At 73.1% G+C, this 25,836-nt stretch carries 23 protein-coding genes, 1 pseudogene and 2 riboswitches; of the genes and pseudogenes, 9 read left to right on the top strand and 15 right to left on the bottom strand.

Translation table 11 applies throughout. From position 1 onward, the window contains the following. Nucleotides 1-145: 145 nt before the first annotated feature. Nucleotides 146-892, bottom strand: coding sequence for a FadR/GntR family transcriptional regulator (locus tag ACH34S_RS26080; protein WP_395955420.1), 747 nt, complete (start codon nucleotides 890-892; stop codon nucleotides 146-148). A gap of 85 nt (nucleotides 893-977) precedes the next feature. Next, nucleotides 978-1,163 carry a hypothetical protein gene (locus tag ACH34S_RS26075; protein ID WP_395955419.1) on the bottom strand — a complete coding sequence of 62 codons (186 nt, stop codon included), beginning with the start codon at nucleotides 1,161-1,163 and terminating at the stop codon, nucleotides 978-980. 102 nt (nucleotides 1,164-1,265) lie between these two features. Here ACH34S_RS26075 and ACH34S_RS26070 point away from each other — a divergent pair, with 102 nt between their 5' ends. The 3 genes from ACH34S_RS26070 (at nucleotide 1,266) to ACH34S_RS26060 (ending at nucleotide 4,107) form a co-directional block, all read left to right on the top strand. Then, on the top strand, nucleotides 1,266-2,411 hold the full coding sequence (locus ACH34S_RS26070) for a sensor histidine kinase (RefSeq protein ID WP_395955418.1): 1,146 nt from the start codon (nucleotides 1,266-1,268) through the stop codon (nucleotides 2,409-2,411). A gap of 2 nt (nucleotides 2,412-2,413) precedes the next feature. Next, a complete protein-coding gene (locus ACH34S_RS26065) occupies nucleotides 2,414-3,043 on the top strand; it encodes a response regulator (protein ID WP_395955507.1) in 630 nt (209 codons plus the stop codon). A gap of 113 nt (nucleotides 3,044-3,156) precedes the next feature. Beyond that, nucleotides 3,157-3,298: riboswitch (cyclic di-AMP (ydaO/yuaA leader) on the top strand. Between the two features lie 62 nt (nucleotides 3,299-3,360). Continuing rightward, nucleotides 3,361-4,107: a glycoside hydrolase family 25 protein gene (locus ACH34S_RS26060; protein WP_395955417.1), complete on the top strand. Its 747-nt coding sequence runs from the start codon at nucleotides 3,361-3,363 to the stop codon at nucleotides 4,105-4,107. 104 nt (nucleotides 4,108-4,211) lie between these two features. Here ACH34S_RS26060 and ACH34S_RS26055 read toward each other — a convergent pair whose 3' ends face one another. Next, nucleotides 4,212-4,685 carry a hypothetical protein gene (locus tag ACH34S_RS26055; RefSeq protein ID WP_395955416.1) on the bottom strand — a complete coding sequence of 158 codons (474 nt, stop codon included), beginning with the start codon at nucleotides 4,683-4,685 and terminating at the stop codon, nucleotides 4,212-4,214. 169 nt (nucleotides 4,686-4,854) lie between these two features. Here ACH34S_RS26055 and lhgO point away from each other — a divergent pair, with 169 nt between their 5' ends. Next, on the top strand, nucleotides 4,855-6,060 hold the full coding sequence (gene lhgO / locus ACH34S_RS26050; protein ID WP_395955415.1) for an L-2-hydroxyglutarate oxidase: 1,206 nt from the start codon (nucleotides 4,855-4,857) through the stop codon (nucleotides 6,058-6,060). Here the strand turns inward: lhgO and folP are convergent. Continuing rightward, nucleotides 6,061-6,894 (bottom strand): annotated as a pseudogene (folP, locus tag ACH34S_RS26045) (dihydropteroate synthase); the annotation flags it as partial. Between the two features lie 16 nt (nucleotides 6,895-6,910). Beyond that, nucleotides 6,911-7,001, bottom strand: a riboswitch (ZMP/ZTP riboswitch). Nucleotides 7,002-7,048: 47 nt separating this feature from the next. Next, complete coding sequence (locus ACH34S_RS26040) at nucleotides 7,049-8,467, bottom strand: MFS transporter (protein WP_395955414.1); 1,419 nt, start codon at nucleotides 8,465-8,467, stop codon at nucleotides 7,049-7,051. 524 nt (nucleotides 8,468-8,991) lie between these two features. Between ACH34S_RS26040 and ACH34S_RS26035 the strand changes: the two genes are divergently transcribed. Together ACH34S_RS26035 and ACH34S_RS26030 are read left to right on the top strand one after the other, a co-directional pair. After that, complete coding sequence (locus ACH34S_RS26035) at nucleotides 8,992-10,386, top strand: alanine/glycine:cation symporter family protein (protein WP_395955413.1); 1,395 nt, start codon at nucleotides 8,992-8,994, stop codon at nucleotides 10,384-10,386. A 146-nt stretch (nucleotides 10,387-10,532) separates the two neighbouring features. Further along, entirely contained in the window at nucleotides 10,533-11,792 is a 1,260-nt protein-coding gene (locus tag ACH34S_RS26030) for a cation:proton antiporter (RefSeq protein ID WP_395955412.1), read from the top strand. 600 nt (nucleotides 11,793-12,392) lie between these two features. Here the strand turns inward: ACH34S_RS26030 and ACH34S_RS26025 are convergent. Beyond that, nucleotides 12,393-13,745, bottom strand: a complete 1,353-nt coding sequence (locus ACH34S_RS26025) for an aspartyl protease family protein (protein WP_395955411.1) — start codon at nucleotides 13,743-13,745, stop codon at nucleotides 12,393-12,395. A gap of 139 nt (nucleotides 13,746-13,884) precedes the next feature. Further along, nucleotides 13,885-15,096, bottom strand: a complete 1,212-nt coding sequence (locus ACH34S_RS26020; RefSeq protein ID WP_395955410.1) for an ROK family protein — start codon at nucleotides 15,094-15,096, stop codon at nucleotides 13,885-13,887. A 103-nt stretch (nucleotides 15,097-15,199) separates the two neighbouring features. On the opposite strand from ACH34S_RS26020, the gene nagA reads away from it, so the two are divergent. From nagA to ACH34S_RS26005, 3 genes are all read left to right on the top strand, one after another. Then, the gene (gene nagA, locus ACH34S_RS26015; RefSeq protein WP_395955409.1) at nucleotides 15,200-16,378 is read left to right on the top strand and encodes an N-acetylglucosamine-6-phosphate deacetylase; all 1,179 of its coding nucleotides are present in this window, start codon (nucleotides 15,200-15,202) and stop codon (nucleotides 16,376-16,378) included. An 80-nt stretch (nucleotides 16,379-16,458) separates the two neighbouring features. After that, a complete protein-coding gene (locus ACH34S_RS26010) occupies nucleotides 16,459-17,064 on the top strand; it encodes a flavodoxin family protein (protein WP_395955408.1) in 606 nt (201 codons plus the stop codon). A gap of 30 nt (nucleotides 17,065-17,094) precedes the next feature. Further along, nucleotides 17,095-17,988, top strand: a complete 894-nt coding sequence (locus tag ACH34S_RS26005) for a polysaccharide pyruvyl transferase family protein (protein WP_395955407.1) — start codon at nucleotides 17,095-17,097, stop codon at nucleotides 17,986-17,988. On the opposite strand, the gene ACH34S_RS26000 is transcribed toward ACH34S_RS26005, so the two are convergent. Genes ACH34S_RS26000 through ACH34S_RS25965 form a run of 8 tightly spaced genes read right to left on the bottom strand, consistent with a single transcriptional unit; the run spans nucleotide 17,985 to nucleotide 25,834 of the window. Next, nucleotides 17,985-18,956: an NAD-dependent epimerase/dehydratase family protein gene (locus tag ACH34S_RS26000; protein ID WP_395955406.1), complete on the bottom strand. Its 972-nt coding sequence runs from the start codon at nucleotides 18,954-18,956 to the stop codon at nucleotides 17,985-17,987. The genes ACH34S_RS26005 and ACH34S_RS26000 overlap by 4 nt on opposite strands. Nucleotides 18,957-18,980: 24 nt before the next feature. Next, nucleotides 18,981-19,916: a glycosyltransferase family 9 protein gene (locus ACH34S_RS25995; RefSeq protein ID WP_395955405.1), complete on the bottom strand. Its 936-nt coding sequence runs from the start codon at nucleotides 19,914-19,916 to the stop codon at nucleotides 18,981-18,983. Continuing rightward, on the bottom strand, nucleotides 19,907-20,584 hold the full coding sequence (locus tag ACH34S_RS25990) for an SDR family oxidoreductase (RefSeq protein ID WP_395955404.1): 678 nt from the start codon (nucleotides 20,582-20,584) through the stop codon (nucleotides 19,907-19,909). Before ACH34S_RS25990 ends, ACH34S_RS25995 begins: the two co-directional genes overlap by 10 nt. Next, nucleotides 20,581-21,987 carry a PfkB family carbohydrate kinase gene (locus ACH34S_RS25985; protein ID WP_395955403.1) on the bottom strand — a complete coding sequence of 469 codons (1,407 nt, stop codon included), beginning with the start codon at nucleotides 21,985-21,987 and terminating at the stop codon, nucleotides 20,581-20,583. Before ACH34S_RS25985 ends, ACH34S_RS25990 begins: the two co-directional genes overlap by 4 nt. Then, entirely contained in the window at nucleotides 21,980-22,585 is a 606-nt protein-coding gene (locus ACH34S_RS25980) for an SIS domain-containing protein (RefSeq protein WP_395955402.1), read from the bottom strand. Before ACH34S_RS25980 ends, ACH34S_RS25985 begins: the two co-directional genes overlap by 8 nt. Beyond that, on the bottom strand, nucleotides 22,585-23,817 hold the full coding sequence (locus ACH34S_RS25975; RefSeq protein WP_395955401.1) for a glycosyltransferase: 1,233 nt from the start codon (nucleotides 23,815-23,817) through the stop codon (nucleotides 22,585-22,587). The genes ACH34S_RS25980 and ACH34S_RS25975 overlap by 1 nt, the downstream gene beginning before the upstream one ends. After that, on the bottom strand, nucleotides 23,814-24,809 hold the full coding sequence (locus ACH34S_RS25970) for a glycosyltransferase (RefSeq protein ID WP_395955400.1): 996 nt from the start codon (nucleotides 24,807-24,809) through the stop codon (nucleotides 23,814-23,816). The genes ACH34S_RS25975 and ACH34S_RS25970 overlap by 4 nt, the downstream gene beginning before the upstream one ends. Beyond that, entirely contained in the window at nucleotides 24,806-25,834 is a 1,029-nt protein-coding gene (locus ACH34S_RS25965; protein WP_395955399.1) for a glycosyltransferase family 9 protein, read from the bottom strand. Before ACH34S_RS25965 ends, ACH34S_RS25970 begins: the two co-directional genes overlap by 4 nt. Between the last annotated feature and the right edge of the window lie 2 nt (nucleotides 25,835-25,836).

Here is a 25,836-nt window from a genome sequence, read left to right as displayed (position 1 = left end):
ATACATGTGCTGACCTTACCTATGTGGGTTGCGGGTGACAATGCCCACGGCACGCCGTTCACCTGCGACTTTAGGGTCGATGCCGGGAATGCCGAAACCGGCCGGTGCCGCGCACCGGCCGGTGAAAGGGGGCTGGCGGAAGGGCTCAGCCCTTGCCGGGAAGGTCCTCGTACCACTCGCGGATCGCCAGCATGTGCTTCTGCATGGCCTTGCGCGCCCGGGCCGCGTCCCGGCTCTTCAGCGCGGTCACGATGGCCTGGTGGTCGCGGATGGAGCGGGTGAGCTGGCCCTCGCGCGAGAACGTCGCGGGACGGGACTCGGTCATGACGTCGTTGAGCTCGCCGAGCAGCCGCGGCAGCAGCTCGCCGCCGGTGGCCCGCGCGATGGACAGGTGGAACTCCACGTCCAGCCGCGACACCTCGGCGAGGTTCGGCTTGTCCTGCGCGGCCGCAGCCTGGAAGACCTCCTGGGCCCGCTCGATCTCGGCCAGGCCCTCGTCGGTCGCGTGCTCGGCGACCTCGGCCGCGGCCAGCTCGTCGAGGGCGCCGCGGACCTTGTTCAGCTCGATGAGCTCGTCGCGGTGCAGCTCCAGGTACTTGGCGAACGGCTCGGCGTACTGCTCGTTGATGCTCTTGCGGACGAACGCGCCCCGCCCGTGCCGGATCTCGATGATCTTCATCGCCTCCAGGCCGGCGAGCGCCTCGCGCACGCTGACCCGGCTGACGCCGAACGTGTCGCACAGCACCCGCTCGGAGGGCAGCATGGCCCCGGCCGGGATGTCGCCGCGCTCGATCGCCCCCAGCAGCTGCTCGCGCACCTGCTGGGTCGGGCTCGTACGCTCGACCGCGGTGAACCCGCCCATGCCGGGGGACGCCTCGTACTTGGCGGTCATGACCTTCGCTCCTCCGCTGGGCGCGCCGCGACCTACGGACATGCGTCACTGGCGGCGAAAGCAGCATACCAGCACATGTGACATGTCAGGCCACTGCATTTCCAAGTCCCGGCCAACTTCGAGACAGGCCCTGGCCGGCGCCCGCGTCCAGCAGGTGGGCGACCACCTGCTGGTGGTTCGGGCCGCCGTCGCCGAGGATGATCGCCTCCAGCAGCGCGGTCCAGCCGAGGTCGTTCACGTGGTCGACCTTGATGGACGTCGTCCGCAGCACTTCCCGCACGTAGGCGGCGCGGCCGGATCAATCGATCGGCTGATGCGCGGCCCGCCGGGGCGGGCGAGGCTTGCGCCGATGCGGGACGGGGAGACAGGGGACGTGACCAGGACCGAAGGCCGGATCCGGCTGGCGATGCACGCCGGGTTCTTCCTGCTGCTGGCCGCGTCCGCGTCCCGGTTCGTGGCCGGGCACGGGCTGGACGGCGCCACGCCGCTGGTGCTCACGCTCACGGGGGTGCTCGGCGCCGGTTACGCGCTCGGCGTCGCCTTCTGGGACGCGCTCGGCCGCCACGGGCGCCTCGCCTGGCTGGGCGCCGTGGTCGCGTGCTGGCTGGCGCTGGTCGGCGCCGCCCCGAGCTTCGCCTGGTGCGCGGTCCCGCTGTTCTTCGCCGCGCTGCGGCTGCTGTCGCCGCGCGCCGCCATCGCCGCCGTCGTGGTGATCACCGGTGCGGTGATCTTCGCGGGCCTCTACCTCGCGGACCGCGTGGACCCGAGCCTGGTGCTCGCCCCGATCGCGGTCGCCGCGATGGCCGCCGTCATCTTCCTGGAGCTGCAGCGGCTCGTCGGCGAGCTCGTCCGCACCCGCGGCGAGCTGGCCGACACGCAGCGCGCGGCGGGCGTCCTGGAGGAGCGCGAACGGCTGTCCCGCGAGATCCACGACACGCTCGCGCAGGGCCTGGCCAGCATGGAGATCCTGCTCCAGGCGGCCGACCGGCAGTGGGACACCTCGCCGGCGGACGCCCGCCGCCATCTGCGGCAGGCCGCCGACGCCGCCGCCGCGAACCTTGACGAGGCGCGCCATTTCGTCTGGGCGCTGGCCCCGCCCGCGCTGGCGTCCGGGTCCCTGCTCGCGGCGCTCGGCGAGCTGGCCGGGGCCGGGCCGGAGGCGGGCCCGCGGGTACGGTTCCGGACGGAGGGGGACGAGTACCCGGTGGACGTCGAGGTGCAGGCCGTGCTGCTCCGCGTCGCGCAGGGCGCCGTCGCCAACGCGCGCGAGCACGCGGACGCGGCCACGATCATGATCACGCTGACCTTTCTCGACGACGCCGTGTCCCTGGACGTCGCCGACGACGGCACCGGGTTCGACCCCGGGGCGGCCGCGTCCGCCAGGGGACGCGGGTACGGGCTCCGCGCCATGCGGGACCGGCTCGCCGAGGTCGGCGGCTCCCTCGCGGTCGAGAGCGCCCCGGGCGCCGGGACGGTCATCGCCGCCACGGTCCCCCGTGAACGGGAGCACGGGGAGTGACCGTGGTCCGGGTGACGATCGTGGACGACCATCCCGTCGTCCGGGCCGGGCTGCGCGCCCTGCTCGGCGGCGAGCCGGACCTAGAGGTGGTCGCGGAGGCGGCGGACGGCGAGGAGGCGGTCCGGCTGGCCGGGGCCGTCCCGACCGACCTCGTCCTGATGGACCTGCAGCTCGGCGCGGGCATCGACGGCGTCGAGGCGACCCGCCGCATCCTCGCGCTGCCGGACCCGCCGCGTGTCCTCGTCCTCACCACCTACGACTCCGACGCCGACATCTCCCGCGCGATCGCGGTCGGCGCGGCGGGCTACCTGCTCAAGGCGGGCCCGCCGGACGAGCTGTTCCGCGGCATCCGCACGGCCGCGCGCGGCGAGACGGCGCTGTCGCCGGGGATCGCGTCCCGGCTGATGGACCGGATGCGCGAGCCCGCCCCGTCCCTCAGCCCCCGCGAGATCGAGATCCTCGAACTGCTGGCCGAGGGCCTGTCCAACCAGCGGATCGCGCGCCGCCTGTTCATCAGCGAGGCCACCGTCAAGACGCACCTGGTGCACATCTTCGCCAAGCTCGGCGTCGACACCCGCACGGCCGCCGTCACCGTGGCCGTCGAGCGGCGCCTCATCCGCCTCCCCGGCTGACCCGGGCCCGCCAACCGATGGGTCGATGCCCGTATCAACCCATCGGTTGATTTCGCCGTTCTCGTTTGCCGCCACCCATTTCCCGTGCTTAGTGTCCGCTGCACCGGCCGAAATCCGGCCGGACGCCGAATTCCCGAAAAAGGGAAGCCGGGGACCCAGGTTCGTTAGGGGTGAATCCGCTGGTCCGCCAGCGGTAGGGCCGTCTCCTGGCCCGAACCCGTCAGCTAACCCGGCAGGCGGAAAAGGAGAGGTGGACGCCGGTGCGAACGGGCATCCAGAAAACGATGAGAACGCGCGGCCGCCGCAGAATGCTGCTGATGGGTTCGGTGCTCGCCGCCGGGGTGATCACTCCCCTGGCCGTCACCGCAGGGACCGCGGACGCGCCCGAGACCGGCACCACGGCGGGGACCGCCGCCGCACCCGTCATCGAGAAGGCGGCCCCGCCCGAGGCGAAGGCAGAGGCGCCGCCCGCGGCCGGCGCCCGCCCTTATGGGGTGGACGTCTCGCACCACGACAAGGGATTCGACTGGAGCCGGCAGAAGCCCGGTTTCGGTATCGCTAAGGCCACCGAGGGCACCGCGCACAAGGACACGACCTTCACCCGCAACTGGACCCAGATCAAGCAGAACAGCCTGGTCAGGGGTGCCTACCATTACGGGCGTCCGCAGAACGATCCCGTCCGGGAGGCCGATCACTATCTCCGGGTGGTGACGTCCGCCGGGCTGGCGAAGGGCGACCTGCTCATCCTCGACCTGGAGACCACGGACGGCCGCTCGACGCGCGAGGTGAACGACTGGGCCAAACGCTGGCTGGAACGCGTCGAGCAGAAGACCGGCGTCAAGCCGATGTTCTACAGTTCCCGTTCCTTCGCGGAGGAGCACGGCAAGGGCCTCGGCGAATACCCGCTGTGGGTCGCGCACTATGGACGGTCTCCCGGCAAGGTCAGCGCGCCTTCGCCGTGGAAGCAGTGGACCATCCACCAGTACGCGGCCACCGACCACGACCACAACGTGTCCCGCCTGTCCGCCGACCAGCTCCGCCAGCTCGGCTACAAGGCCGCCTGACCTCTGAGGCCCGATGCGGGCGGTGGCGAAGAACCGCCGCCGCCCGCATCGCCATTTCCGGCAGGGCGTCACGGCCCAAAGAGCCGTGTCAACCATTCCCCCGGCTAGAGCCCCGTCAGGCATTCGGCCAGGCGGTCGATGACCGATGTCGAGTAGGCGCTGTCGGCGTCCGGGGTGACGATCGTGACCAGGAAGAGGTCCGTGCCGACGAGCGTGACCTCGTGGGGGGCGAATCCCAGGCCGTTGTCGCCGTACGGATTCTCCAGGACCCGGGCCCTGAGCCGTGGTACCCGGCAGGGCTCGAAGCTGATCATCAATGGGCCGGTGCCGGTGGGGGACAGGTGGTAGCCGTCCTCGTCCCACCTCTGGATCATCTCCTCGTCCTCGGCGACGAGCACTTCGGCCCGGCCGGTGGGGATCTCGCGGCCCGCGCCCCAGGGGCGGAAGGACGGGTCGTCCCCCGGCTCGACCGCGACGCGCAGGTCCGGCCGGTCCCGGTGCAGCCGGTCCAGGAAGCGTCGCACGGCGCGGGACGGGGATTGCGCGCAGACGAGCACGGTGTCGTATCCGGTGATCACCCTAGGATCCAACCCTGTTCCGGCGCCCGACGCGTCCCTTGGCATCTCGACCGCCGTCGTTTACGCACCCGGAATCCCGCCGCGGCTGCCCGCCGGGACACGCATCCCCGTCTGGCGGGACGGCACCCACCGCGTCCGGTGGCCGGAGGCCGCACGTCAGGATGGACGTATGGCTGACGAGATCACCGGCATCGTCGGGGCGGGCATCATCGGGCTGGCGCTCGGCCGGGAGATCGCCGCGCGCCGCCCGGGGACGCGCGTGGTCGTGCTGGAGAAAGAGGACCGCGTCGCCGTTCACCAGACCGGCCACAACTCCGGGGTCGTCCACGCGGGCATCTACTACAGGCCCGGCAGCCTCAAAGCGGAACTGTGCACGCGCGGCAAGGCCATGCTGCGCGAGTACTGCGCGGAGCGGCGGCTCCCCTACGACGAGTGCGGCAAGCTCGTCGTCGCCGTCGACGAGGCGGACCTCGCCCGCCTGGACGACCTCGAAGCCCGCGCCGGCGTGAACGCCGTCCCCGGCATGCGGCGCCTGGACGCGGCGGGCATCCGCGAGATCGAACCGCACGCGGCGGGCCTGGCGGCGCTGCACTCCCCGCACACCGCGATCACCGACTACACGCGCATCGCGGAGTCGTTCGCCGGCGACATCACGGGCGCGGGCGGCGAGATCCGGTTCTCCTTTCCCGTCACCGCGATCAGGCCCGCCGGTGCCGGGCTGGAGGTCGCGTCCGCCGAGCAGACCGTGCGGGTGGACCACCTGATCGTCTGCGCGGGCGTCCACTCCGACGTCGTCTCCGGCCTCGCCGGCGATGTCCCCGGGCCGCGGATCATCCCGTTCCGGGGCGAGTACATGACCGTCGTCCCGGAGAAGGCGCATCTGGTCCGCGGCCTCATCTATCCCGTCCCCGACCCGCGCTATCCGTTCCTCGGCGTGCACTTCACCCGGAGAGTGTCGGGCGAGGTCGAGGTGGGGCCCAACGCGGTCCTGGCGCTGGCCCGTGAGGGGTACCGCCGCGCGGACGTGTCGCTGCGCGACCTGCGCGGCATCGCCGGGTGGCCCGGCACCTGGCGGATGGCGCGGCGGCACTGGCGCACCGGTATCCACGAGATGCACGGCTCGGTGTCCAAGCGCGCCTACATGAAGGCGGCGCGGCGGTACGTGCCGGAGGTCGGCGCGGGCGACGTCGTCCGTGCCGGGGCCGGGGTGCGGGCCCAGGCGCTCGACCCCGACGGGAGCCTGGTGGACGACTTCCGCGTCCACCGGCTCGGCCGGGTGACCGCCGTGCGCAACGCCCCCTCACCCGCCGCGACCTCGTCCATGGCCATCGCCGAACACATCCTCGACATCATCGAAGGAAAGACTCCCCGTTGACGCTTCGGTGGTCAGGGCGTGCAGCACCGTGAGGGCGTCGTGCAGCGCCTCCACGTCGTGGGTCCGGATGTAGTCGATCCCCTGCGCGGCGGCGAAGATCTCGGCGGCGAGGGTGGCCGGGCCGACTCCGGCGATGTCGCGCCCGGTGAGCGCCCGCAGGAACGACTTGCGCGACGGCGACACCAGGACCGGGAGGCCGAAACGCTCCCTGAGCCGCCGGATCCGGGCCAGCACGGCGACCGAGGACTCGGCGTTGCTGCCCAGGAAGAAGCCGAGCCCGGGGTCGATGACGAGCCGTTCGGACGGGACGCCCGCGGCCCGCAGCTCGGTGAGGCGCCGGTCGAAGAAGCGGTCGATGCCCGTCCAGACCTCGGCCGGGTCGGTCTTCACGATCGTGGCCGGACCCTGGCGCTGGATCGAGTGCATGACGACGAGCGTGCACTCGGAGCCGGCCAGCGCGGGGTAGAGGTCGGCACTGGGAAAGCCCTGGATGTCGTTCAGGTAGGCGGCCCCGTGCTCGATCGCGAAGCGCTGGATGTCCGGGTGGAACGAGTCGACCGAGACGGGGATGCCGTCCTCGGCGAGGCTCGCCATCACCGGGGCGAGCCGCTCCCGCTGCTCGGCGGCGGTGACCGGCTCGGAACCGGGATGGCTGGCGGCGGGACCGAGCTCGATGATGTCGGCGCCGCCCGCGCGCAGGTCGTGCGCGTGTTCCAGGGCCTTGTCGGGGGCCAGGTGCAGGCCGCCGTCGGAGAACGAGTCCGTTGTCAGATTGACGATTCCGATGAGGCGCGGGCGGTCCGCGGAGCCGGGGAACCGAGGTACGTCGCTCATGGCCATGCCTCCAGGGTTTCGGCACCCAGGCGCACGGCACGACATCGCGGAAGGGGCCGCTCCCTGATGGTCGGTTCCATCCTCACACGCCAGTAACGGCCCGGCGTCAGAGTAGCAGCACGCCCTCAAAGCCGGACATTGTCCGCCCATTCGTTCAGGCGGGGTCGAATCGCCGTTCCGGCGGCGCGCCGGCGGGGTCGCCGAGGAGGCGCCGGGAGTCGCTTTCCAGGGCGCGGACGGACTTCAGCCGCAGCCCGGCGAGGCCCGTCGCGACCGACAGCAGGGCGGCCAGCAGCAGGATGAGCGCCATGCCCGACCCGGGACCGGTGCCGTCCACCAGCGGCCCGGCCACCGAGCCCAGCCCGCCCCGCATGCCCGGCTCGAAGACGTGGTCGGCCAGCGGACCCGCCGACAGCATCGCGATCGGGCCCGCCGACTCGGTGAGGATGCGCCGCGCCGCGAAGACCCGCCCCTGGAGGTCGTCCGGGACGATGGTGTGCCAGAGCGACTGGTGGGCGGCCAGCACTGCGGGCAGGATGAGGCCGGCGGCGAACGAGGCCGCGAACCACGCTGCCGGTTCGGTGGTGACCGCGAGCGGCAGCTGGCCCGCCAGCCCGGTGAGCACGAACCCAAGGAAGATCACTCGCCGCGGTGACCGGCCCGCGGTCCCGAACACGGTCGTCGCGAGGCTGCCGAGCAGGCCGCCGATCCCGGCGGCCGAGAGCGTCCCCGCCAGCACCGCGTTGCCCTCCGTCCTGGCCAGGATCATCGGCGCTTGCAGGACGCCCAGCATGCTGGAGAAGAAGAAGGCGAAGAAGCACAGCTGCAACGCGAGCAGTCCGCGCTTCCTTGCGATGTACCGGAACCCGAGCGTCAGATCCGACCGCCAGGCCGCCCGCTTCCCGGACGGGGCCGGGCCCGCCGGCATGCGCTTCTCGCCACGAACGGCCAGCAAGGTGACGGCGGCCACCGCGTAACTCAGGACGTCGAGCGCCAGGATCGTGGCGAGCCCGGCGGACTGGAGCAGCGCCGCGCCCAGCGCGGGAGCCCCGATCCCGGCCACGGACACGGCGAGCGACACCAGCCCGTTCGCGCGCGCGTAGTGCCGGGACGGCACCGTCACCGTGATCAGCGACATCATCGCGGGGAACTGCAGCGTGAGGCTCGCCCCCAGGGCGAGCATCGCCACATAGATGAACGCTGCCTGAAGGTCGCCCAGCCCGTACAGGCCCCAGAGGAACGCCATGACCAGCGCCCCGACCAGGTTGCTGAGCATCAGCGTGCGGTAGCGCCCCCAGCGGTCGGTGAGCATCCCGGCCACCGGGCTCAGGCCGACGACCGCGGCGAACGAGCAGAGTTCGAGCAGGGCGACCGGGGACGCCTGATGGCTGCGCTGCCAGAGCCACACCGTCAGCGCGAAGTTCGTCGTCGCGCTGGCGAGCTGGGAGATCGCCAGCCCGAACCAGACGATGCCGAAATAGGCGATGCCGTTCTCGCGCCGCCGCAGGCTCGATGTTCGGGCGAGACCCGCACGCCACCGGTGTAAACGGCGTCCATCATCTTCCCCGCGCACGTTTCCAGTATTTACACCGGTGGGCTCGTCCGGGCCGAAAAAGGGAATGCCCTGCCGTGCCGCGGTGGCACGGCGGCGAGCCTGATCGGCGCCGACCCGGCGAGGAGGCGGCCCTTCTGACGCCGTTCGGGGAGGAGGTCAACCTGGTCCTGCGGATGCGGGACGCCGTTTCGCTCCCCGCGCGACGGCTGCGTTGGGGCCGCGGACGCTCACGGTCCGGGGCGCGGAGCGGGCGGTGGACCTTCGGTCCCACGCGCTCGTCCAGGTCACCGGAGGATCCGGCGCCTGGTCCATCCAGGAGGTCCACGCCGCGACGCCCGGCGCCAAAAGTGGACTCGACCTGGTGGGCTGAACGTCGTCAGCAAGATCGTTCTGGGCGGGCGGTCATTTCCGATGGTGGCGGCTTTTCGGGTGTTCGCGGAGATCATAAACATATAACGGGTTCGTAGTAGATCTTCACAAGCGAGCAATGTGACGCTACCGTCCGGAAAGTTCCCGCCTGCTCCCACGCCGACGGTGGTTCGATGAACTCGATCGAGAACTTCCTGACCGATGTCAGCGGTTTCGTCTGGGGTCCTTGGCTGCTGATCCCGCTGCTCCTGTCCACCGGGCTCTACCTCACGATCCTGCTGCGCGGACTGCAGTTCCGGCATTTCCGCCTCGCGTTCTGGCTCGCGTTCTTCAAACGCAAGGAAGACGACGACGTCGACGGTGACATCGCGCACTACCAGGCGCTGACGACCGCGCTGGCGGCCACCGTGGGCGTCGGCAACATCGCGGGCGTGGCCACCGCCATCGCGCTGGGCGGTCCGGGCGCGGTGTTCTGGATGTGGGTGACCGGCCTGGTCGGAATGGCGACCAAGTACAGCGAGGCGTTCCTGGGCGTGCGGTTCCGCCGCGCCGACGCCGCCGGCGAGCAGAGCGGCGGCCCCATGCACTACCTCCGCGAGGGCATCGGGGGGCGCCTCGGCTGGTTCCTGGGCGGGTTCTTCGCCATCGCCGGCGCGATCGCGGCCTTCGGCATCGGGAACATGGTGCAGGCCAACACCGTGGCCGAGAACGTCGAGGACGAGTGGGGCCTGGCGCCCTGGGCCACCGGCCTGATCATCACCCTCCTGGCCGCGGCGGTCATCCTCGGCGGCATCAAGACCATCGGCCGGATCACCAGCGCCTTCGTCCCCGTAATGATCATCTTCTATGTCGTCGGCGCGACCGCGGTGCTGGCGTTCGAGATCGAGGAACTGCCCGGGGCGTTCGGGCTCATCTTCAGCGACGCCTTCTCCGGGACCTCGGCCACCGGCGGCTTCGTGGGCGCCGGGGTCGCCGCCGCGATCCGGTACGGCGTGGCGCGCGGGATCTTCTCCAACGAGTCCGGGCTGGGCACCGGCGGCATCGCCGCCGCAGCGGCCAAGACCACCCATCCGGTGCGCCAGGCGCTGGTGTCGATGACCCAGACCTTCATCGACACCCTCGTCGTGGTCAGCTTCACCGCGTTGACGATCATCGTGACCGACGCCTGGAAGACCGGCGGTGAGGACGACGCCGCCACCTTCACCGCCCGCGCCTTCGACGAGGGCCTGCCCGGCGACTGGGGCAGCGTGATCGTCACCATCGGCGTGCTGTTCTTCGCCTTCTCCACCGTGCTCGGCTGGTCCTACTACGGCGAGCGCTGCATGGAGTACCTGTTCGGCAGGCGCGCCGTCCTGCCCTACCGGCTGGTGTTCATCGTGGCGGTCTACGTCGGCTCGGTCTCCACGCTCACCGCGGTGTGGACGTTCTCGGACGTGATGAACGGGCTGATGGCCCTGCCCAACCTCGTCGGCCTGCTGATCCTCAGCCCGCTGGTCTGGCGCGAGACCCGCGCGTACTTCCAGCAGCATCCCACCGAAGAGCAGCCCACCGAGACCACCAAGTCCTGACCACCGGCCGCGCCCCTGGTCTGTGGGCGCGACCGCGCCCCGGAAAGGTCGTGGTGGATCCGCGGCGGTCCCCGCTAGAGTCGTAAGCCGGTGTGCCGGGAAGTCTGGTCGGCGATTCCCGTCCGATCGTCCCGGGGGATGCGCCGATGACCGCTCTGCTCACCGCGTTCGCGGCTCTGCTGCTGCTGGCCGTTCTGGTCTCGAGCTTGGCGAACCGTACGGTCCTGTCCACCGCGGCGCTGTTCCTGGTGGGCGGGTTCCTGCTCGGTGACGGTGTCACCGGGGTGGTGCCGGTCCGGCCCGGCGATTCGCTGGTCTACGGGCTGGCCGAGCTCGCGCTGTTCGCGGTGCTGTTCACCGATGGGATGCATGCCGGGTGGCCGGATCTGCGCAGCGCATGGCGGCTGCCGGGGCGGGCCCTGGGCTGGGGGTTGCCGCTGACCCTGCTGGTGACCGCCGTCCTGGCGCATTACGTGGTGGGCCTGGGCTGGGTGGAGTCGCTGCTGATCGCGGCGGTGCTCACCCCGACCGACCCGGTGTTCGCGGCCGCGCTGGTCGGCAACGACAAGGTGCCGCCCCGGCTGCGGCATCTGCTGAACGTCGAGTCCGGCGTCAACGACGGGCTGATCCTGCCGTTCGTGGTGCTGTTCCTGGCCATCGCCCAGGGCTCGGACGATCTGCATCTGGGCGAGCTCGGCTCCGAGCTCGCGCTCGGCCTGGTCATCGGCGTGGCCGTGCCGTGGGCGGCGATCATGCTGGAGCGCACCCGGCTGTTCGCCATCTCCGCCAAATACGAGCCGCTCAACGCGGTCGCGATCGGCCTGCTCGTCCTCGCGCTGGGCAAGGCCACGCACGGCAACCTGTTCCTGGCGGCCTTCGCCGCCGGTGTCACCGTCGCCACCATCGGCGACCGGCATCGTCAGGCGTTCGGGGAGTTCGGCGAGCTGGTCGCCGAACTGCTCAAGCTGGCCGCGCTGCTGATCTTCGGGGCGCTGCTGACCCCCGCGTTCCTCGGCGACGTCGGCTGGACGGGCTGGGTCTTCGCCGTGCTGGCCCTGGTGCTCGCGCGGCCGGTGGCGATCTGGGTGTCGTTCCTGCGTTCCGGGCTGACCGCGCGCGAGCAGGCCGCGGTGATGTGGTTCGGTCCCAAGGGGTTCGCGTCGGTGGTGTACGGGCTGCTGGTGCTCGAATCGGGCATCCCGGCCGCCGACCAGATCTTCCACCTCGTCGCGGCCACCATCGTCCTGTCGATCCTGGCGCACTCCTCCACCGACGTCGTGGTGGCGCGGGGCTTCGACGAAGAACGCGAGGTACCCGCCTGGTTCGGCCCGGTGCTCGACCGCGCCCGCACCCTGGTGCGCAGACCCGGACCGCCGAACGATCCGCCCACCGGACGACCCTCGTGATGATCGAAGCTCGCCATGCATGATGATCAGGAAACGCTCGACCTGCGGCCCGGTTCCGCGACGGTGCTGATCCTGCTGGCCGCCCTGAGCCTGGGCGGCGCGGGCACTGTCGCCGCGATCCTGGTCGGCGACGCCCCGACGGTGTTCGCCCCGATCGCGGGCGTGCTCTGGGCCACGTTGATCATCCTGGGGGCCGTGGCTTTGCGCACCTCCCGCATCGTCCTGACCTCCCACGAGATCGTCGTGCGGGGACCGTTCACCCATCAGCGCCGGTCACGTTCGAGTATCGCGAAGGCGGTACGCGCGACCATCCATGTGCCGAGAGGCGCCAACAGCAGCCTGTTCCTCCTCGATGCGGACGGCAGGCTGCTCGTCAGGATGAACGTCGACTACTACAACCGCGAGGACATAGACCGGTTGGTCAAGATGCTCGACGTTCCATGCAGCGGGCCGGACGCATTCCGCAACGCCAAAGAATTCGAGAGAACGTATCCGGGCACGCTGTCGTGGGTCGAGCGGCATCCTTATCGGATCGGGTTCGCGATCGCCGCCGTCGTGCTGGTGGCCCTGGCCGTGGCGGTGCTCGTCGCGTTGTGGTGGTCAGGCGGCCTTGCCTCGGGCGATGTAGGCGTTCATGTCGGTGAAGTCGAGGGTGACGTTGTACGGCTTGTAGAAGCCGTGGGAGAAGTGGGCCAGCACATCGAAGCCGTAGTCGGTGGGTGATCCGGCCCTTGTGCCCGCGGGCGCGAACGTGTCCGCGGGCGCGAAGCCGCCGGTGCCGCCGGACTTGCCCGCGTAGCAGTAGACGTGCCTGGCGGTGGCGTTGCCGAGGCGGACCTCCTTCGGGTAGCAGGGGTAGCTGACGACCGGCTGGCCGCCGGCGAAGGATTCCAGCGGGCGGTCGTAGTCCGTCCGGATCCGCAGCTCCTTCGCCGTTTCGACGGACATGGCCGCGGCCATCTCGCCGGTTCCGCCGATGTCCAGGGCCACCACCTGCGCTCCGGAGCCGGCGACGCTGCCCCTGCTGTGCAGCAGATGCTCGCGGGCCAGCCACAGCGGCAGGGGCTCGGCGCCTGCCCGGACGGCGTCGGCGCGTGCCTTCCTGGCCGTCTCGGGGGTCCGGCGGCGCAGGATCAGGGACCGGCCCGCATAGTCGACGGTGGTCAGGAAGTGGTACAGGACCCACGTGCCGATGATGCCGTCGTGTGTTCCAGCCGGTTCTTCTTCGTCCGACTTCGACCACTGCACGGGGACGTTGCGCAGTTCGATGCCGCCCAGGGTGAAGGAGTCCAGTACCCCGAAGTACTGCCATATGGTGCGGCCCGCGTATTCGATCTTCTGGCTGGCGACGGGGGTCAGCCCGGCTTCCTCGGCCACCTTCGCGGACATGCCCAGCCACCCGACACGGGTGTAGAACGTGAAGGTCTTCGGCGGCCCGCCGTTGACCGAGGCCTCCAGCAGCGGAAACGGGTCCATGCCCCGCCAGGGCAGCCGCGCGGTGTCGCCGTGGATCTGGTACGGCTCGCCGCGGACCGCCGCGAACCATCTGGCGTAGACCTCGTCGCCGGTCGCCCGCCAGTGGGGTACAGCGAGGGAGAGCTTGTCCTGGCGGGTGTAGCAATCGGCCAGGAACTGGTTGGTCTGCTTGTCGCCGGGTGCCAGGCCGAGGGCCGTTTTGAGGTAGCTCTCCGCTTCACGGAACCGGTTGGACAGTAGCCCGATATAGCCGCGCTGGCGTGCTGCGTGCACGTTCTTGGGGTCCTTCTTCAGGATCTCTTCGTAGGCGCGGGCGGCCTGCTCGAATTCCCCGGCCTTGAACAGCGCGTCGGCATCGCCGCCCGTGGGCTGCGCCGTGGCCGCCTCGCCCAGCAGCGGCATGGTCGCGGCGGCACCGGCCACCACCGCGGCCCCTCGGAGCAGCGAACGCCGGTCCAATTCCCTGTCATCGGCCACGGCCATCCCCTTTTCGTGATCGGTTCCGAAGCCGGGGCGCGGGCCCTCGGCACGAACCGCTGTGGTCCGTGGCTCCACTGAAGACGGGAGGCTGTTGCAGAGGCGTATGCGATTTTCCATACGCCCGCGATACTCGGCCTCAGGACGGGGTGGCGTTCAGGACGGTACGCGGTTGCCTTAGAAGTGGGGCGAAAGCTCTTTCGGCGGCGCCCACGAGAGCGGCATGCCGAAGGTCGCCTGTGGTGATCTCGATCTGGCCGGAGCGGGCGACGACGGAGGACGCCGTCAGCCCGTCGCGGACGAAGTCCTCGGCGGCTCGGTACAGGTCGGCCAGAAAGCCCATCAGCACCACGCGTTCCGGCGCGAGCGTGTTGACGAGGCTGGTCAAGCCCGTGATGAGGTGGCCGGCGGTGCCGCGGACCGCCTCCTGTGCGGCGTGGTCACCGGCTGCGGCGTCCTCGAAGATCTCGGCGACGGTGTCCGCGCGGCCGTGACGGCGTCGACCTGCGGCACGGAGCAGTGCACGCGAGTCGGCGTACATCTCCAGGCAGCCTCGCGCCCCGCACGGACATCGCAGGCCCTCTGGCTCGACGATGATGTGCCCGGCCTCCAGCGCGTTGCCGCCCCCGGTGAGCGGGATGCCCGCGTCGATGAACCCGCCGCCGATGCCGACGCGTTCGCTGTCCAGGGCCAGCATGCTCGCGGCGCCGCGGCCGGCCCCGTAACGGAACTCGGCCAGGACGGCCAGCGTGGCGCCCCGGCCCACGGCGACGGGGACGCTGATCGGTGCCAGGTCGGCCAGCCGTTGCGCGAGGGGGACCTCGTTCCAGCCCAGGTGCAGGGCGGACCGGACGAAGCCGTCGGGTTCCCTGATGAAGCCGGGCATCGCGATGCAGACCCCGGCGCACCGGCGCTCGGTCCGGCGGGCTGCGTCGGAGATCGCGTCCGCCAGTGCCGGTATGAGGGTGGCGGGGTCGGTGTCAGAGCCGCTCAGGGCATGTTCGCGAACGTGGCTGATGCCGCGGTCCAGGCCGACGAGGCCGACCGTTACGCGGTCCGCGTTCAGCTGGACGGCGATGGCCACGGGGCCGCCGGGATTCACCTCGACGACGGGAGACGGCCTGCCGCGTCCGGCCGAGGCGCCGGAGGAGCCGCGCCGCGGTTCGCCGATGCGGACCAGACCCAGCGCCGCCAGGTCGGCCAGGGCGGTGCCCACCGCACTCGGCGCCAGGCCGAGTTCGGCCGTGACCGCCGCGCGGGTCAGCGGGCCGCGCCGATGCAGCAGCGTCAGGACGCGCCCGCCCGCCGTCCCGCCGTCATCGCCGGTAGGCGGCATGCCGATCGCAACCAAGGAAGACCTCGTCTCCACGGGCTAGGATTTTCTTCTGCCAGAGAAGATAATATGAGTTGACCAGCTCGCGACGTACACGTCCCAGCAAGGGAGCCTCATGGTCATGATCTTCGCCAACGCCCGTGTAGTGACCCCCAAACGGGTGCTGGACCCCGGCTGGGTCGCGCTGGACGGTCACCGGATCTCGGCCGTCGGAGCCGGGGATCCGCCGCGGTCGGCCGACGCCGAGGTGCACGACCTCGGAGCGGCCTACGTGCTGCCCGGATTCGTGGACCTGCACATGCACGGCGGCGACGGCGCGCAGGTCACCACGGAGGATCCGCAGGAGATCCTGCGGGCGATCGCTTTTCACCGCCGTCATGGAACCACACGGACGCTGGCCAGCCTCATCACCTCACCGGTCGAGGAGATGGCGGCCGCGGCCCGCACGGTGGCCGCGCTCATGCGCTCGCCCGACCCGCTGCACCGGTCGATCGCCGGGATCCACCTCGAAGGGCCGTTCCTCAACCCGAACCACCGGGGCGCCCACCACAGCGACTACGTCCTCGCGCCGGACGTCAACGCGCTGCGGCACCTGCTCGCCAGCGGCGACGGCGCCGTCCGCACCGTCACCCTCGCCCCCGAGCTGGACGGCGGGATGGACCTCGTCCGCGAAGTCGTCGCCTCGGGCGCGGTCGTTTCGGTGGGGCACACCGACGCCAGCTACGACGAGGCGCACCGGGCGTTCGAGGCGGGCGCCAGCATGGCCACTCACCTGTTCAACGCCATGCGGCCGTTCCACCACCGGGAACCCGGCCCGGCCGTCGCCGCGCTCACTCACGACGACGTCACATGTGAGCTCATCAACGACGGCGTCCACCTGCACAGCGCGACGACACGTCTCGCGTTCGCCGCCGCGGGCGCCGAGCGCATCGCCCTGGTCACCGATGCCACCCCGGCGGCCGGGGTGAAGGACGGCCAGTTCAACCTGGGCCCGCTGCCCGTCCTCGCCCGCGACGGCAAGGTCACGCTGCTGGACGGCGTCACCAACGCGGGCAGCACCCTCACCATGGACCGCGCGCTACGGCACGCCGTGCGCTGCGTCGGGATCCCGATCACCCAGGCCGCCGTCGCCACCGCCACCACCCCGGCGCGCATGCTCGGGCTGGGGGACCGGACCGGAAGCATCGAGCCCGGCAAGGACGCCGACCTCGTCGTCCTGACGGATGATCTGCACGTCCGCACGGTCATCGCCAACGGCGCGGTCGTCCACGGAACGCCGGCGACGAGCACGGGCGCCTGACCGGGTACCGACGTTTCGCGGTGGTGGCCGGGGTACGTCGCGGGAGCAGGTGGCCCGCGAAGTCCCGGAGGGAGGCGCCGATGCGCGCCGTAGTGATCAACTGCACGCTGAAGCGTTCACCGGCGACCTCCAACACCCACGCGCTCGCCGCGGTGGTGGAGGACGCGCTGCGCGCGAGGGGTGTCACCGTGGAGAGCATCCGGGCCGTGGACCTGGACATCCCGCCGGGTGTGGAGACCGACCTGGGCGAGGGGGACCCGTGGCCGGCCGTGCACCGGTCGCTGCTGGAGTCGGAGATCCTGATCCTCGCGTCGCCGACCTGGGCGGGACAGCCGTCCTCGGTCGCCCAGCGGGTCATCGAACGGATGGACGCCATGCTGTCGGAGACCGACGACGACGGGCGGCCGGTCGCCTTCAACCGGGTCGCCGGTGTGATCGTCACCGGGAACGAGGACGGCGCCCACCATGTGATCAACAACCTGAGCGGGGCGCTGAACGAGTTCGGCTACACGATCCCGGGCCAGGCGTGGACGTACTGGAACCGGGGCCCCGGGCCCGGTCCGAGCTACCTGGAGACCGAGGAGGGCCGGGACTGGTCGCACAGCACCGGCCGGGCGATGGCCTCCAACCTGGTCGCCGCCGCCTCGGCGCTGGCCGCGAACCCGATCCCCGCCCCGCCGTCCTGACCCGTCGCACGCCGGTCGAAAGGCGGTCGGATGCGGGTGCTGGTGGCCGGGTGGCCTAGCTTTCTGCATGGTGAGGCCACGGCGGGTGACGTCCTGGCGATGGAGGCCGTGCGGCGGGGCCTCGCCGGCGCAAAGGTCGCATGCGACCTGGCGTGGAGTCCCGTCTTCAGGCCGGACGGTCTGAGCCTTGATCAGGCGGACCCCGGGCGCTACACCCACCTGGTGTTCGCCTGCGGGCCCCTGCGCGGTCCGCAGATCGAGGAGCTCCATCGCCGCTACGCGCGCTGCGTCAGGATCGCCGTCGGGGTCTCTGTCGTCGAGCCGGACGATCCGGCGGTCACGGGGTTCGACGCGGTCCTCGCGCGGGACTCGCCCTCGGCGGCGCCTCGGGCGGACCTGGCGGGGCTCGTCGACAGCCCGGCGGTGCCCGTCGCCGGTGTGGTGCTCGCGCCCGGCCAGGCCGAGTACGGGACGAGGCGGCGGCACCGCGGCGTCCACGAAGAGCTGACCGCGTGGCTCGCCGGCCGCGAATGCGCCCGGCTGCCCCTCGACACCCGGCTCGACCCGCGCGACTGGCGCATGTTCGCCACCGCGGCGGAGCTGGAGTCGGCCGTCCGCAGGCTCGACCTGGTGGTGACGACGCGGCTGCACGGGCTCGTCCTGGCGCTGAAGAACGGGATCCCCGCGCTGGCGGTGGACCCGGTCGCGGGCGGCGCGAAGGTGGCCGCGCAGGCGCGGGCCTGGTCGTGGCCCGCCGTCGTGACCGTCCCCGAGGCGGAGGCGACGCCGCTGCTCGATCCCGCCGAACTCGACCGGTGGTGGGAGTGGGCCCTGTCCCCGGACGGCAGGGCGCGAGCGACCGCGCCGCCTCCCGCCGACACGCTGGTCGGCGAACTGCTGGACGTCCTCGGCGGCTCCGGCTAGCCCGCGACCGCGTCGGCCGGGACCGGGCGGCGCAGTTCCCGGGCGAACCATTCGATCGTGGAGCGCAGCCCCTCCTCGACCGGGATCCGGGGCCGCCAGCCGAGCACGTCCTCGGCCAGGCTGGTGTCGGGACGCCGCACGCGCGGGTCGTCCGCCGGGCGGTCCACGAAGCGGATCCGGGACGGCGCCCCGGTCAGCTCGATGACCAGCTCGGCGAGGTCGGCCATGGAGATCTCGTACGGGCTGCCGATGTTGACCGGGCCCGGGTGCCCGGACGTCCCGAGCGCCAGGATCCCCCGGATGGTGTCGTCCACGTGGCAGATCGAGCGGGTCTGCGAACCGTCCCCCGTCACGGTGAGGTCCTCGCCGGTCAGCGCCTGCCGCAGGAAGGTCGGGATGGCGCGGCCGTCGTCCGGGCGCATCCGCGGCCCGTAGGTGTTGAAGATCCGGACGATCGCGGCGTCGAGACCGCGCGAGTGCCGGAACGCCGACGTCAGGGCCTCGCCGAACCGCTTGGCCTCGTCGTACACGCTGCGCGGGCCGATGGGGTTCACGTTGCCCCAGTACGTCTCGGGCTGCGGATGGACCAGCGGGTCACCGTAGACCTCGGACGTGGAGGCGAGCACGAACCGGGCGCCCTTGGCCTCGGCGAACTCCAGCGCGTTACGGGTCCCGAGGCTGCCGACCTCCAGCGTCTGGATCGGCAGCCGCAGGTAGTCGGCCGGGGACGCGGCGGAGGCGAGATGGAAGACGTGGCCGACCTCGCCCGGGATGTTCACCGGCTCGGTCAGGTCGCATTCCCGGAACCGGAAGTCGCGCCGCCCCATCAGGTGCGCGATGTTGCGGAACGTGCCCGTCAGCAGGTTGTCCAGGCACACCACGGAGATCCCCCGGGCCAGCAGCGCCTCGCACAGGTGCGAGCCGAGGAATCCGCAGCCTCCGGTGACGACGGCGCGTGGATGACTCATCGTGGTCCTCTCGTCGGTCCTCGCTCATGAGTTCACGAGCGCTTTCTCGGCGGCGTCGACGGCCTGGTCCGCGGAGATCTCCAGCAGGCCGGGGCAGGGGACGCGTCCGTGCGGGTCGCCGCGGTGTCCCGTCCACAGGACGTGGTGCTCGGCGCGGCCGGGCGGCGGTCCCCACCGGCCGGGCGGGGTCGGGCCGAACAGCAGCACCGAGGGCGTGCGGAAGGCGGTCGCGAGGTGGGCGACGCCGGTGTCGCCGCAGATGACCAGCCGGGCGTCCGCGATGAGGGCGGCCAGCTCCCGGAGTGGGGTGCGGCCTGAGAGGTCGGCGGTCTCGTCCAGCCCGGCGAGGCGAACGACGCGGCGCGCGAGTGCGGCCTCGCCGGGGCCGCCGGTGACGACGACGCGCTCGCCGCCGTCCCGCAGCGCGGACGCGACGGCCGCGAACCGGTCGGCGGGCCAGCGGCGCGCCGGGAACGCCGCGCCCGGATGGACGACGACGGCGCCCGGCGCGGGCGAGGGCGTGGCGGGCGCGGGCAGGTCCAGGTCGCCGGGGTCGGCGTCGAACCCGAACGCCGCGAGGAGCCTGCACCAGCGGGTCACTTCGTGCTCGTCCGGGTCCCAGCCGGGTCCGTCGCCGTATCCGGGGCAGGCGAACGCCAGCAGGCGGCGCGGTGCTGCGGACGCGAGGAGCCGGTGGCTCTGCGGGCCCCGGCCGTGCAGGTTGACGGCGACGTCCACGGGACCGGCGGGCGGGAGCGGGTGCTCCAGGCCGTCCACCGGCAGGACGCCGTCGACGGCCCCGGTCGCGCGGGCGAGCGGGCTGAGGACGGCCGGCGCGGCGAGCGTGATCCGCGCGCCGGGCAGCCCGCGCCGCAGGGCCCGCAGCGCCGGGACGGCGGTCAGCAGGTCCCCGAGCCCGAGGGCCCGGAGCACGAGCACCCGCCGGGGGCCTACGGCCACGACGGCTCGCGCGAAGGGCAGACGACCAGTTCGCGCACCTCGCACCCGGACGGCTGCGAGAGGACGAACGCGATGGTCGCGGCCACGTCCTCGGGACGGTTGAGCTCGGCGTCCGGGCCCGGCTTGTACTGCTCGGGACGGTCGTCGAAGAACGCGGTGCTCATCCCGCCGGGCACGACCATCGTGACCGCGACCCGCCCGGCCAGCTCGGTGGCGAGCGCGCGGGTGAACCCGACGACGCCGAACTTGGACGCGCAGTAGGCGGTGGCGTCGCTCACGGCCTTGAAGCCCAGCGTCGAGGCGACGGTGACGACCCGTCCACGGGGCTCGTTCTCCAGGTAGGGGAGCGCGGCGCGCACGACGGCTGCCGTGCCCAGCAGGTTGACCTGGACGACCCGTTCCCAGTCCTCGGCGGGGACCTCGCACAGCGTGCCGCACGCGTCGATGCCCGCGGCGGTGACCACGGCGTTCAGCCCGCCTGCCGCGCGGGCCAGGCCGTGCACCGCGTTCTCGGCGGAGCGGCGGTCGGCGAGGTCGGCCTGCATGTGCTCGACGTCGTCCTTCGGCGGGTACCGGTCCAGGACGAGCGGCCGCCCGCCGTCTTCGGCGACCTTCCGCGCGACGGCCGCGCCGAGCCCGGAGGCGCCGCCGGTGATGAGGACGTTCATGACGCGTTTCCCTTCGTGGTGGACAGCAGGCGTGTGGTGGAGCGCCCCTCCAGCAGCGGCAGCAGGACCACTTCACCGTCGTGGGCCCGGACCGTGTCGGCCTCGGGCAGGGTCGTCCCGGCGTAGTCGGCGCCCTTGACCCACAGGTCGGGGCGCAGCCGCTCCAGCAGCGGCGCCGGGGTGTCGTCGTCGAACACGATCGCGGCGTCCACGTCGCTGAGCGCCTCCAGCACCCGGACGCGGTCGGCGGCGGGCGTCACCGGCCGGGACGGCCCCTTGCGGCGGCGGACGGACGCGTCGGAGTTGACGCAGACGACCAGGCAGTCGCCGAGCCGCCGCGCCTGCTGGAGCAGGCTGACGTGGCCCGCGTGCAGCAGGTCGAAGCAGCCGCCGGTCGCGACGACCGTGCCGCCGGCGCGGCGGGTCCGCTCGACGACGTCCCACGCGTCCTCGCCCCGCTCGGGGACGAGCCGGGGCGTGCCGTCCTCGGCGAGCCGCGCCGCTACCGCCGCCGCGGCGCCCGCGCGGACGAAGCCCGACGCGTGGCCGACGCCCGCGGTGACGGCGGCGGCCAGGTCGGCGCCGTCGGCGAGCGCGCCCGCGGCACCGGCGGCGAAGGCGTCGCCCGCCCCGCACGCGTCGCCCCGCGCCGGCCGGGCGGGCGCCAGGAACGGCGCCTCCGAGCCGTCGCACAGCAGTGCCCCCTCGGCGCCGAGCGTGACCGCGACGCCGTCGGCGCCCCAGGCCCGGCCGAGGTGCCGGCCGCACCGCCCGGCGGCCGACAGCCCCGTCCCGGCGATGTCGGCGCCGTGCGCGGCGGCGAGCCGGGCCGCCTCGGCGGCGTTCGGGGTGAGCAGCCGGACGCCCGGCGGCGGCTCCGCGCCGCGCGGATGCGGGTCCCACACGACGGGGACGCCGCGCCGCAGCCCGCCGAGCCGCGCCCGGACGGCGCGGTGCCGGGCGACGCCGCGCCCGTAGTCGGCGACCAGCACCGCGCCGGCCCGCGCGATCGCCTCGGACACGCGCGGGCCGACGGGCCCGTCGAGCGCCTCGCCCTCCCCGGCGTCCAGGCGCGCCACCGACTGGCCTCCGGACCGGATGCGCATCTTGCAGGGGGTGCCGCCGTGCAGGTGGAAGGCGGCGACCTCCAGATGCCGCTCCAGCATCGCGCGCAGCCGCCGGCCCGGCTCGTCGTCGGCGAGCGCGGTGACCAGCACGACCTCGCGCCCGTCCGCCGCGGCCAGCAGCGCCGCGAGGCCCGCGCCGCCCGGCCGGGGCAGCTCCGTGGCGTGCTCGACGACCGGGACGGGCGCGTCCGGGCAGAGCCGGCTGCTGCTGCCGACGACGTCGATGTCGAGCAGCGCGTCGCCGACCACGACCAGCGGCGCGGAGCGGTCAGGCATGGCGCACCCCCAGCGCTTCGTCGGTCGCGCCGCACAGCAGGTGGATCGCGGCGAGATGGATCTCCTGGACGGTCGAGGCCGCCGCGGCCCGCACGGTGATCGCCTCGTCGCACGCGGCGGCGAGCGGGTTCGGCCCGGGCCCGGTGATCGCCCAGGCGGCCAGCCCGAGCCGGCGGGCCCGGTGCGCCGCGGCGATCACGTTGGGGCTGCGCCCGCTGGTCGACAGGCAGATCAGCACGTCACCCGGGCGGCCGTGCGCCTGCACCTGCCGCTCGAACACGCTGACCGAGCCGTAGTCGTTGCCGATCGCGGTGACCGCGGAGGTGTCGGCGTGCAGCGCGATCGCCGACAGCGGCCGCCGCTCGTTCTCGAACCGGCCGACGAACTCGGCGGTCAGATGCTGCGCCTCGGCGGCGCTGCCCCCGTTGCCGCAGGCCAGCAGCCGTCCGCCGGCGTCCAGGACGCGGGCGAGCCGGCGCGCCCACGCCTCGATCGTCGGGACCTCGGCGCGGAACCGCAGCGCGGCGTCGGCGAGCGACTCCAGCCGCCGGCCGTGCACGGTGGACGCGGGGGCCGGGGTACCTGTCTGCGCGGTCATCAGGCGGCCACCTCGCTCAGGACGGTGGCGTGCCGGTAGACCTCCGCCGTGCCGGCGGCGACGCGGGCCCAGGAGTAGCGGTCGCGGGCCCGGCCGGCTCCCGCGGACCCCATCGCGGTCCGCGCCGCGGGGTCGTCCAGCAGCCCGCGGATCGCGCCGGCGGCGGCCTCCGGGTCGTGCGGCGGGACGAGCCTGCCGGTGCCGCCGTCCACGACGGTGTCCAGATGCCCGCCGACCGCGGTCGCCACGACCGGGACGCCGCAGGCCATCGCCTCCAGCGGCACCATGCCGAACGGTTCGTACCAGGGCAGCGTGACCACCAGGCTCGCCGAGCGCAGCAGCGGCGGCACCTCGTCGCGGCCGAGCCGGCCGAGGAACTCCACCCGCCCGGTGACGCCCGCGTCCCGCGCGACCCGCTTGAGCCTGCGCACTTCGGGGTCGCCGTCGAGGCCGCCGCGGGCCGGGCCGCCCGCGACCAGCAGCTCGGTGTCCGGCAGCAGGGCCAGGGCGCGGATGGCGGTGTCGACGCCCTTGCGCTCGACGAGCCGGGACAGCACGACCAGCCGGTGCCGCCCGCGTCCGCCGGAGCCGGGGCCCTCGGGTGTGAAGAGGCTCAGGTCGACCCCGCACGGCACCACGCGGATGCGGTCGCGGGGCACGCCCATCCCGGTCAGCTCCGCGATCTCGTCCGAGCAGGTGGCGACGACGGTGGCGGCGGCGCGCCCGATCGCGCGCTCCAGCCGGACGCGGGAGGCGGGGCTGGTGTCCTTGCCGCCCTGGTGGCGGCGCTTGACGGTGCCGAGCGCGTGGTAGGTCTGCACGAGCGGGACGCGCGGCGCGCCCGCCGCCCGGGTCGCCTGGATCGCGGCGACGCCGCTCATCCAGAAGTGCGCGTGCGCCACGTCGGGCGGGTCGGCCGCCCAGCGCCGCTCCAGGTAGGTCCCGAAGTCGCGCATCCACGGCAGCAGGTCGTCCTTGGCGATGTGCTCGGGCGGTCCCGCCGGGACGTGCTCCACGGTCACGCCGGGCGCGAGCCGGACCCGGTCGGGCGGGCCCGGCGCGTCCCGCCGGGTGTAGACGGTGACGGAGTGCCCCAGCCCGCCGAGCTCGGCGGCCAGTTCCGCGACGAACACGTTCTGGCCGCCGGCGTCCGCGCCGCCGAGCCCCCGGCCCGCGGATCCGCGCGCGGCGGCGAGGGGACTGGCGTGCTCGGAGATCATGGCTATCTTCATCGCGTTACCTCCTGGAGAGTTCGGCGCCAGTCGCGCAGGAACCGCGGCAGGGCGTACCGGTCGCTGGCGTAGGCCCGCGCCTCCTTGCCCATCTGGCGGGCACGGGCCGGATCGGCGGTCAGGCTCCGCGCGGCGTCCGCCAGGGCGGTGACGCGCGTGGACAGCACCCCGGCCTCCGGCGGCACCGCCTCGATCGCCTCGGTCGTGGCGAGCGCCACCACCGGCAGGCCGAGCATCATGGCCTCGATCAGCGCGAGGCCGAGCGAGGTCCACCGGTAGGGGTGGACGTAGACGCGGCGGCGGGCGAGCTCGTCGTGCATCCTCGCCTGCGGCAGGTCCTCGAAGGTCCAGAGCGACTCGGGCGCGATGCCGAGCCGGCCGGGGACGCCGGTGACGTTCATCCCGAACAGGTCCAGGGGGACGGCGCCGGCCAGCACCGGGAGCAGGTCGGCGCCGCAGACGCGGCCGCGGCGCAGGGGATCGTTGATGACCACGCCGGCGCGCGGCATGTCGCCGGTGTAGCGGTGGCCGGGGTCGACGACGCCGTGCTCGATGACCCTGGTCGGGGCGCGGCCGCAGTTCCAGAACAGGTCGTTGAAGTGGGTGACGTGCACGACCGGGATGTCCGAGCGGTCGTGCAGGAAGTGCCGGCTGTCCGGGACGACCTCCTCGGGGCCCCCGGCGTCGGACGGGGTGCGGCGCGGCGTGTCGTGTTCGACGTAGACGGCGGGGACGTCGCGTCCCGGGCGGCGGCCGAGCCATTCCTCGGCGAGCCGCAGCTCGTGCGGGCGCTGCAGGACGACGGCGTCGACGTGCTCGCCGCGCAGCCGTTCCGGCGGCACCTCGACCGCGCGGCCGGGCCAGTGGAAGGTGTCGGCGCGGCCCTTCCCGTCCGGGCCCCGGTCCGGGACGACGGGGACGAGGGTGGTCTGCGGGCCGTGGACGAACGACGTCGCCCACGATCCGTGCACGTGCCACATCAGGACTCTCATCGGGCGGGCACCCCCTTCGCTCCGGCGGCGCGCTCCGCCTTGGCGACGATCTCCACGGCCGCCGCGACCTCGTCGGCGGTGACGGACGCCAGGCACGGATGCCCGCCGACCGGGCACTCGGTGGCGCGGGTGTCCCGGCACGGCGCCCGCTGGTCGCCGAGCAGCGCCAGCGGGACGCCGAACGGCGCCCACCGCGCGGCGGGCACGGTCGGCGCGAACAGCGACACCACCGGCGTGCCGACGGCCGCCGCGAGATGGGCGGGGCCGGTGTTGCCGGCGACGACGGCGCGGGCGCCCGCCAGCACGGACGCCAGTTCCGGCAGGCAGGTCCGGCCGCCGAGGTCGAGGCCGTCCTCGCCGGCGACGCGGGCGGTCAGCTCCTTCTCGTCCGCGTGCCCGGTCACGATCACCCGGTGCCCGGTCGCGGTCAGCAGCCCGACGGCCTCGGCGCAGTGTTCCGGCGGCCACGCGCGGGCGGGGACGGACGTGCCGGGGTGCACCACGACGTATCCGGGCCCGCCGGTGAGGTGGTCGACGCGGGGCAGCGGGCCGCGGATCCGCAGCCGGGTGTCGGCGGGCGGCGGGAACCCGGCGGCCTCCGCGAGGGCGAGCATGCGCAGCGGCTCGGGCACGTCGGTGTCCGGCCGGTGCCGCAGGTCGAGCAGGGACCCGGGGTAGTCCTCGCTGATGCCGCCGATCCACGGCGTTCCCGCGAGCCGCAGCAGCAGCGCGAGCGGCAGCGGCGACTGGTGGAACGAGGTCAGGATCAGCGCCCGGTCGAACCCCTTGATCGCGCCGAGGAGCCGGTCGATCGCGGCCCGCTCGACGGGCACGTGGCCGGGGTCGATCCAGGGGGCGCACCATTCGATGACCCGGTCGACGCCGGGCAGCAGGTCGGCGGCGGCGCGGCCGCGCGGCCCGCACAGCAGGACGACCTCGGTGGCCCGTTCCGCGACCGCCCGCACGGCGGGGCCGGCGAGCAGCACGTCGCCGATGTTGTCCTGGCGCGCGACGAGGACCCTCATCG

Source organism: Actinomadura sp. 3N508 (genome assembly GCF_044326375.1).
Classification (GTDB): domain Bacteria; phylum Actinomycetota; class Actinomycetes; order Streptosporangiales; family Streptosporangiaceae; genus Spirillospora.
Note: the sequence above shows the minus strand (reverse complement) of the source record. Positions and strands in the feature narration are given on the sequence as shown.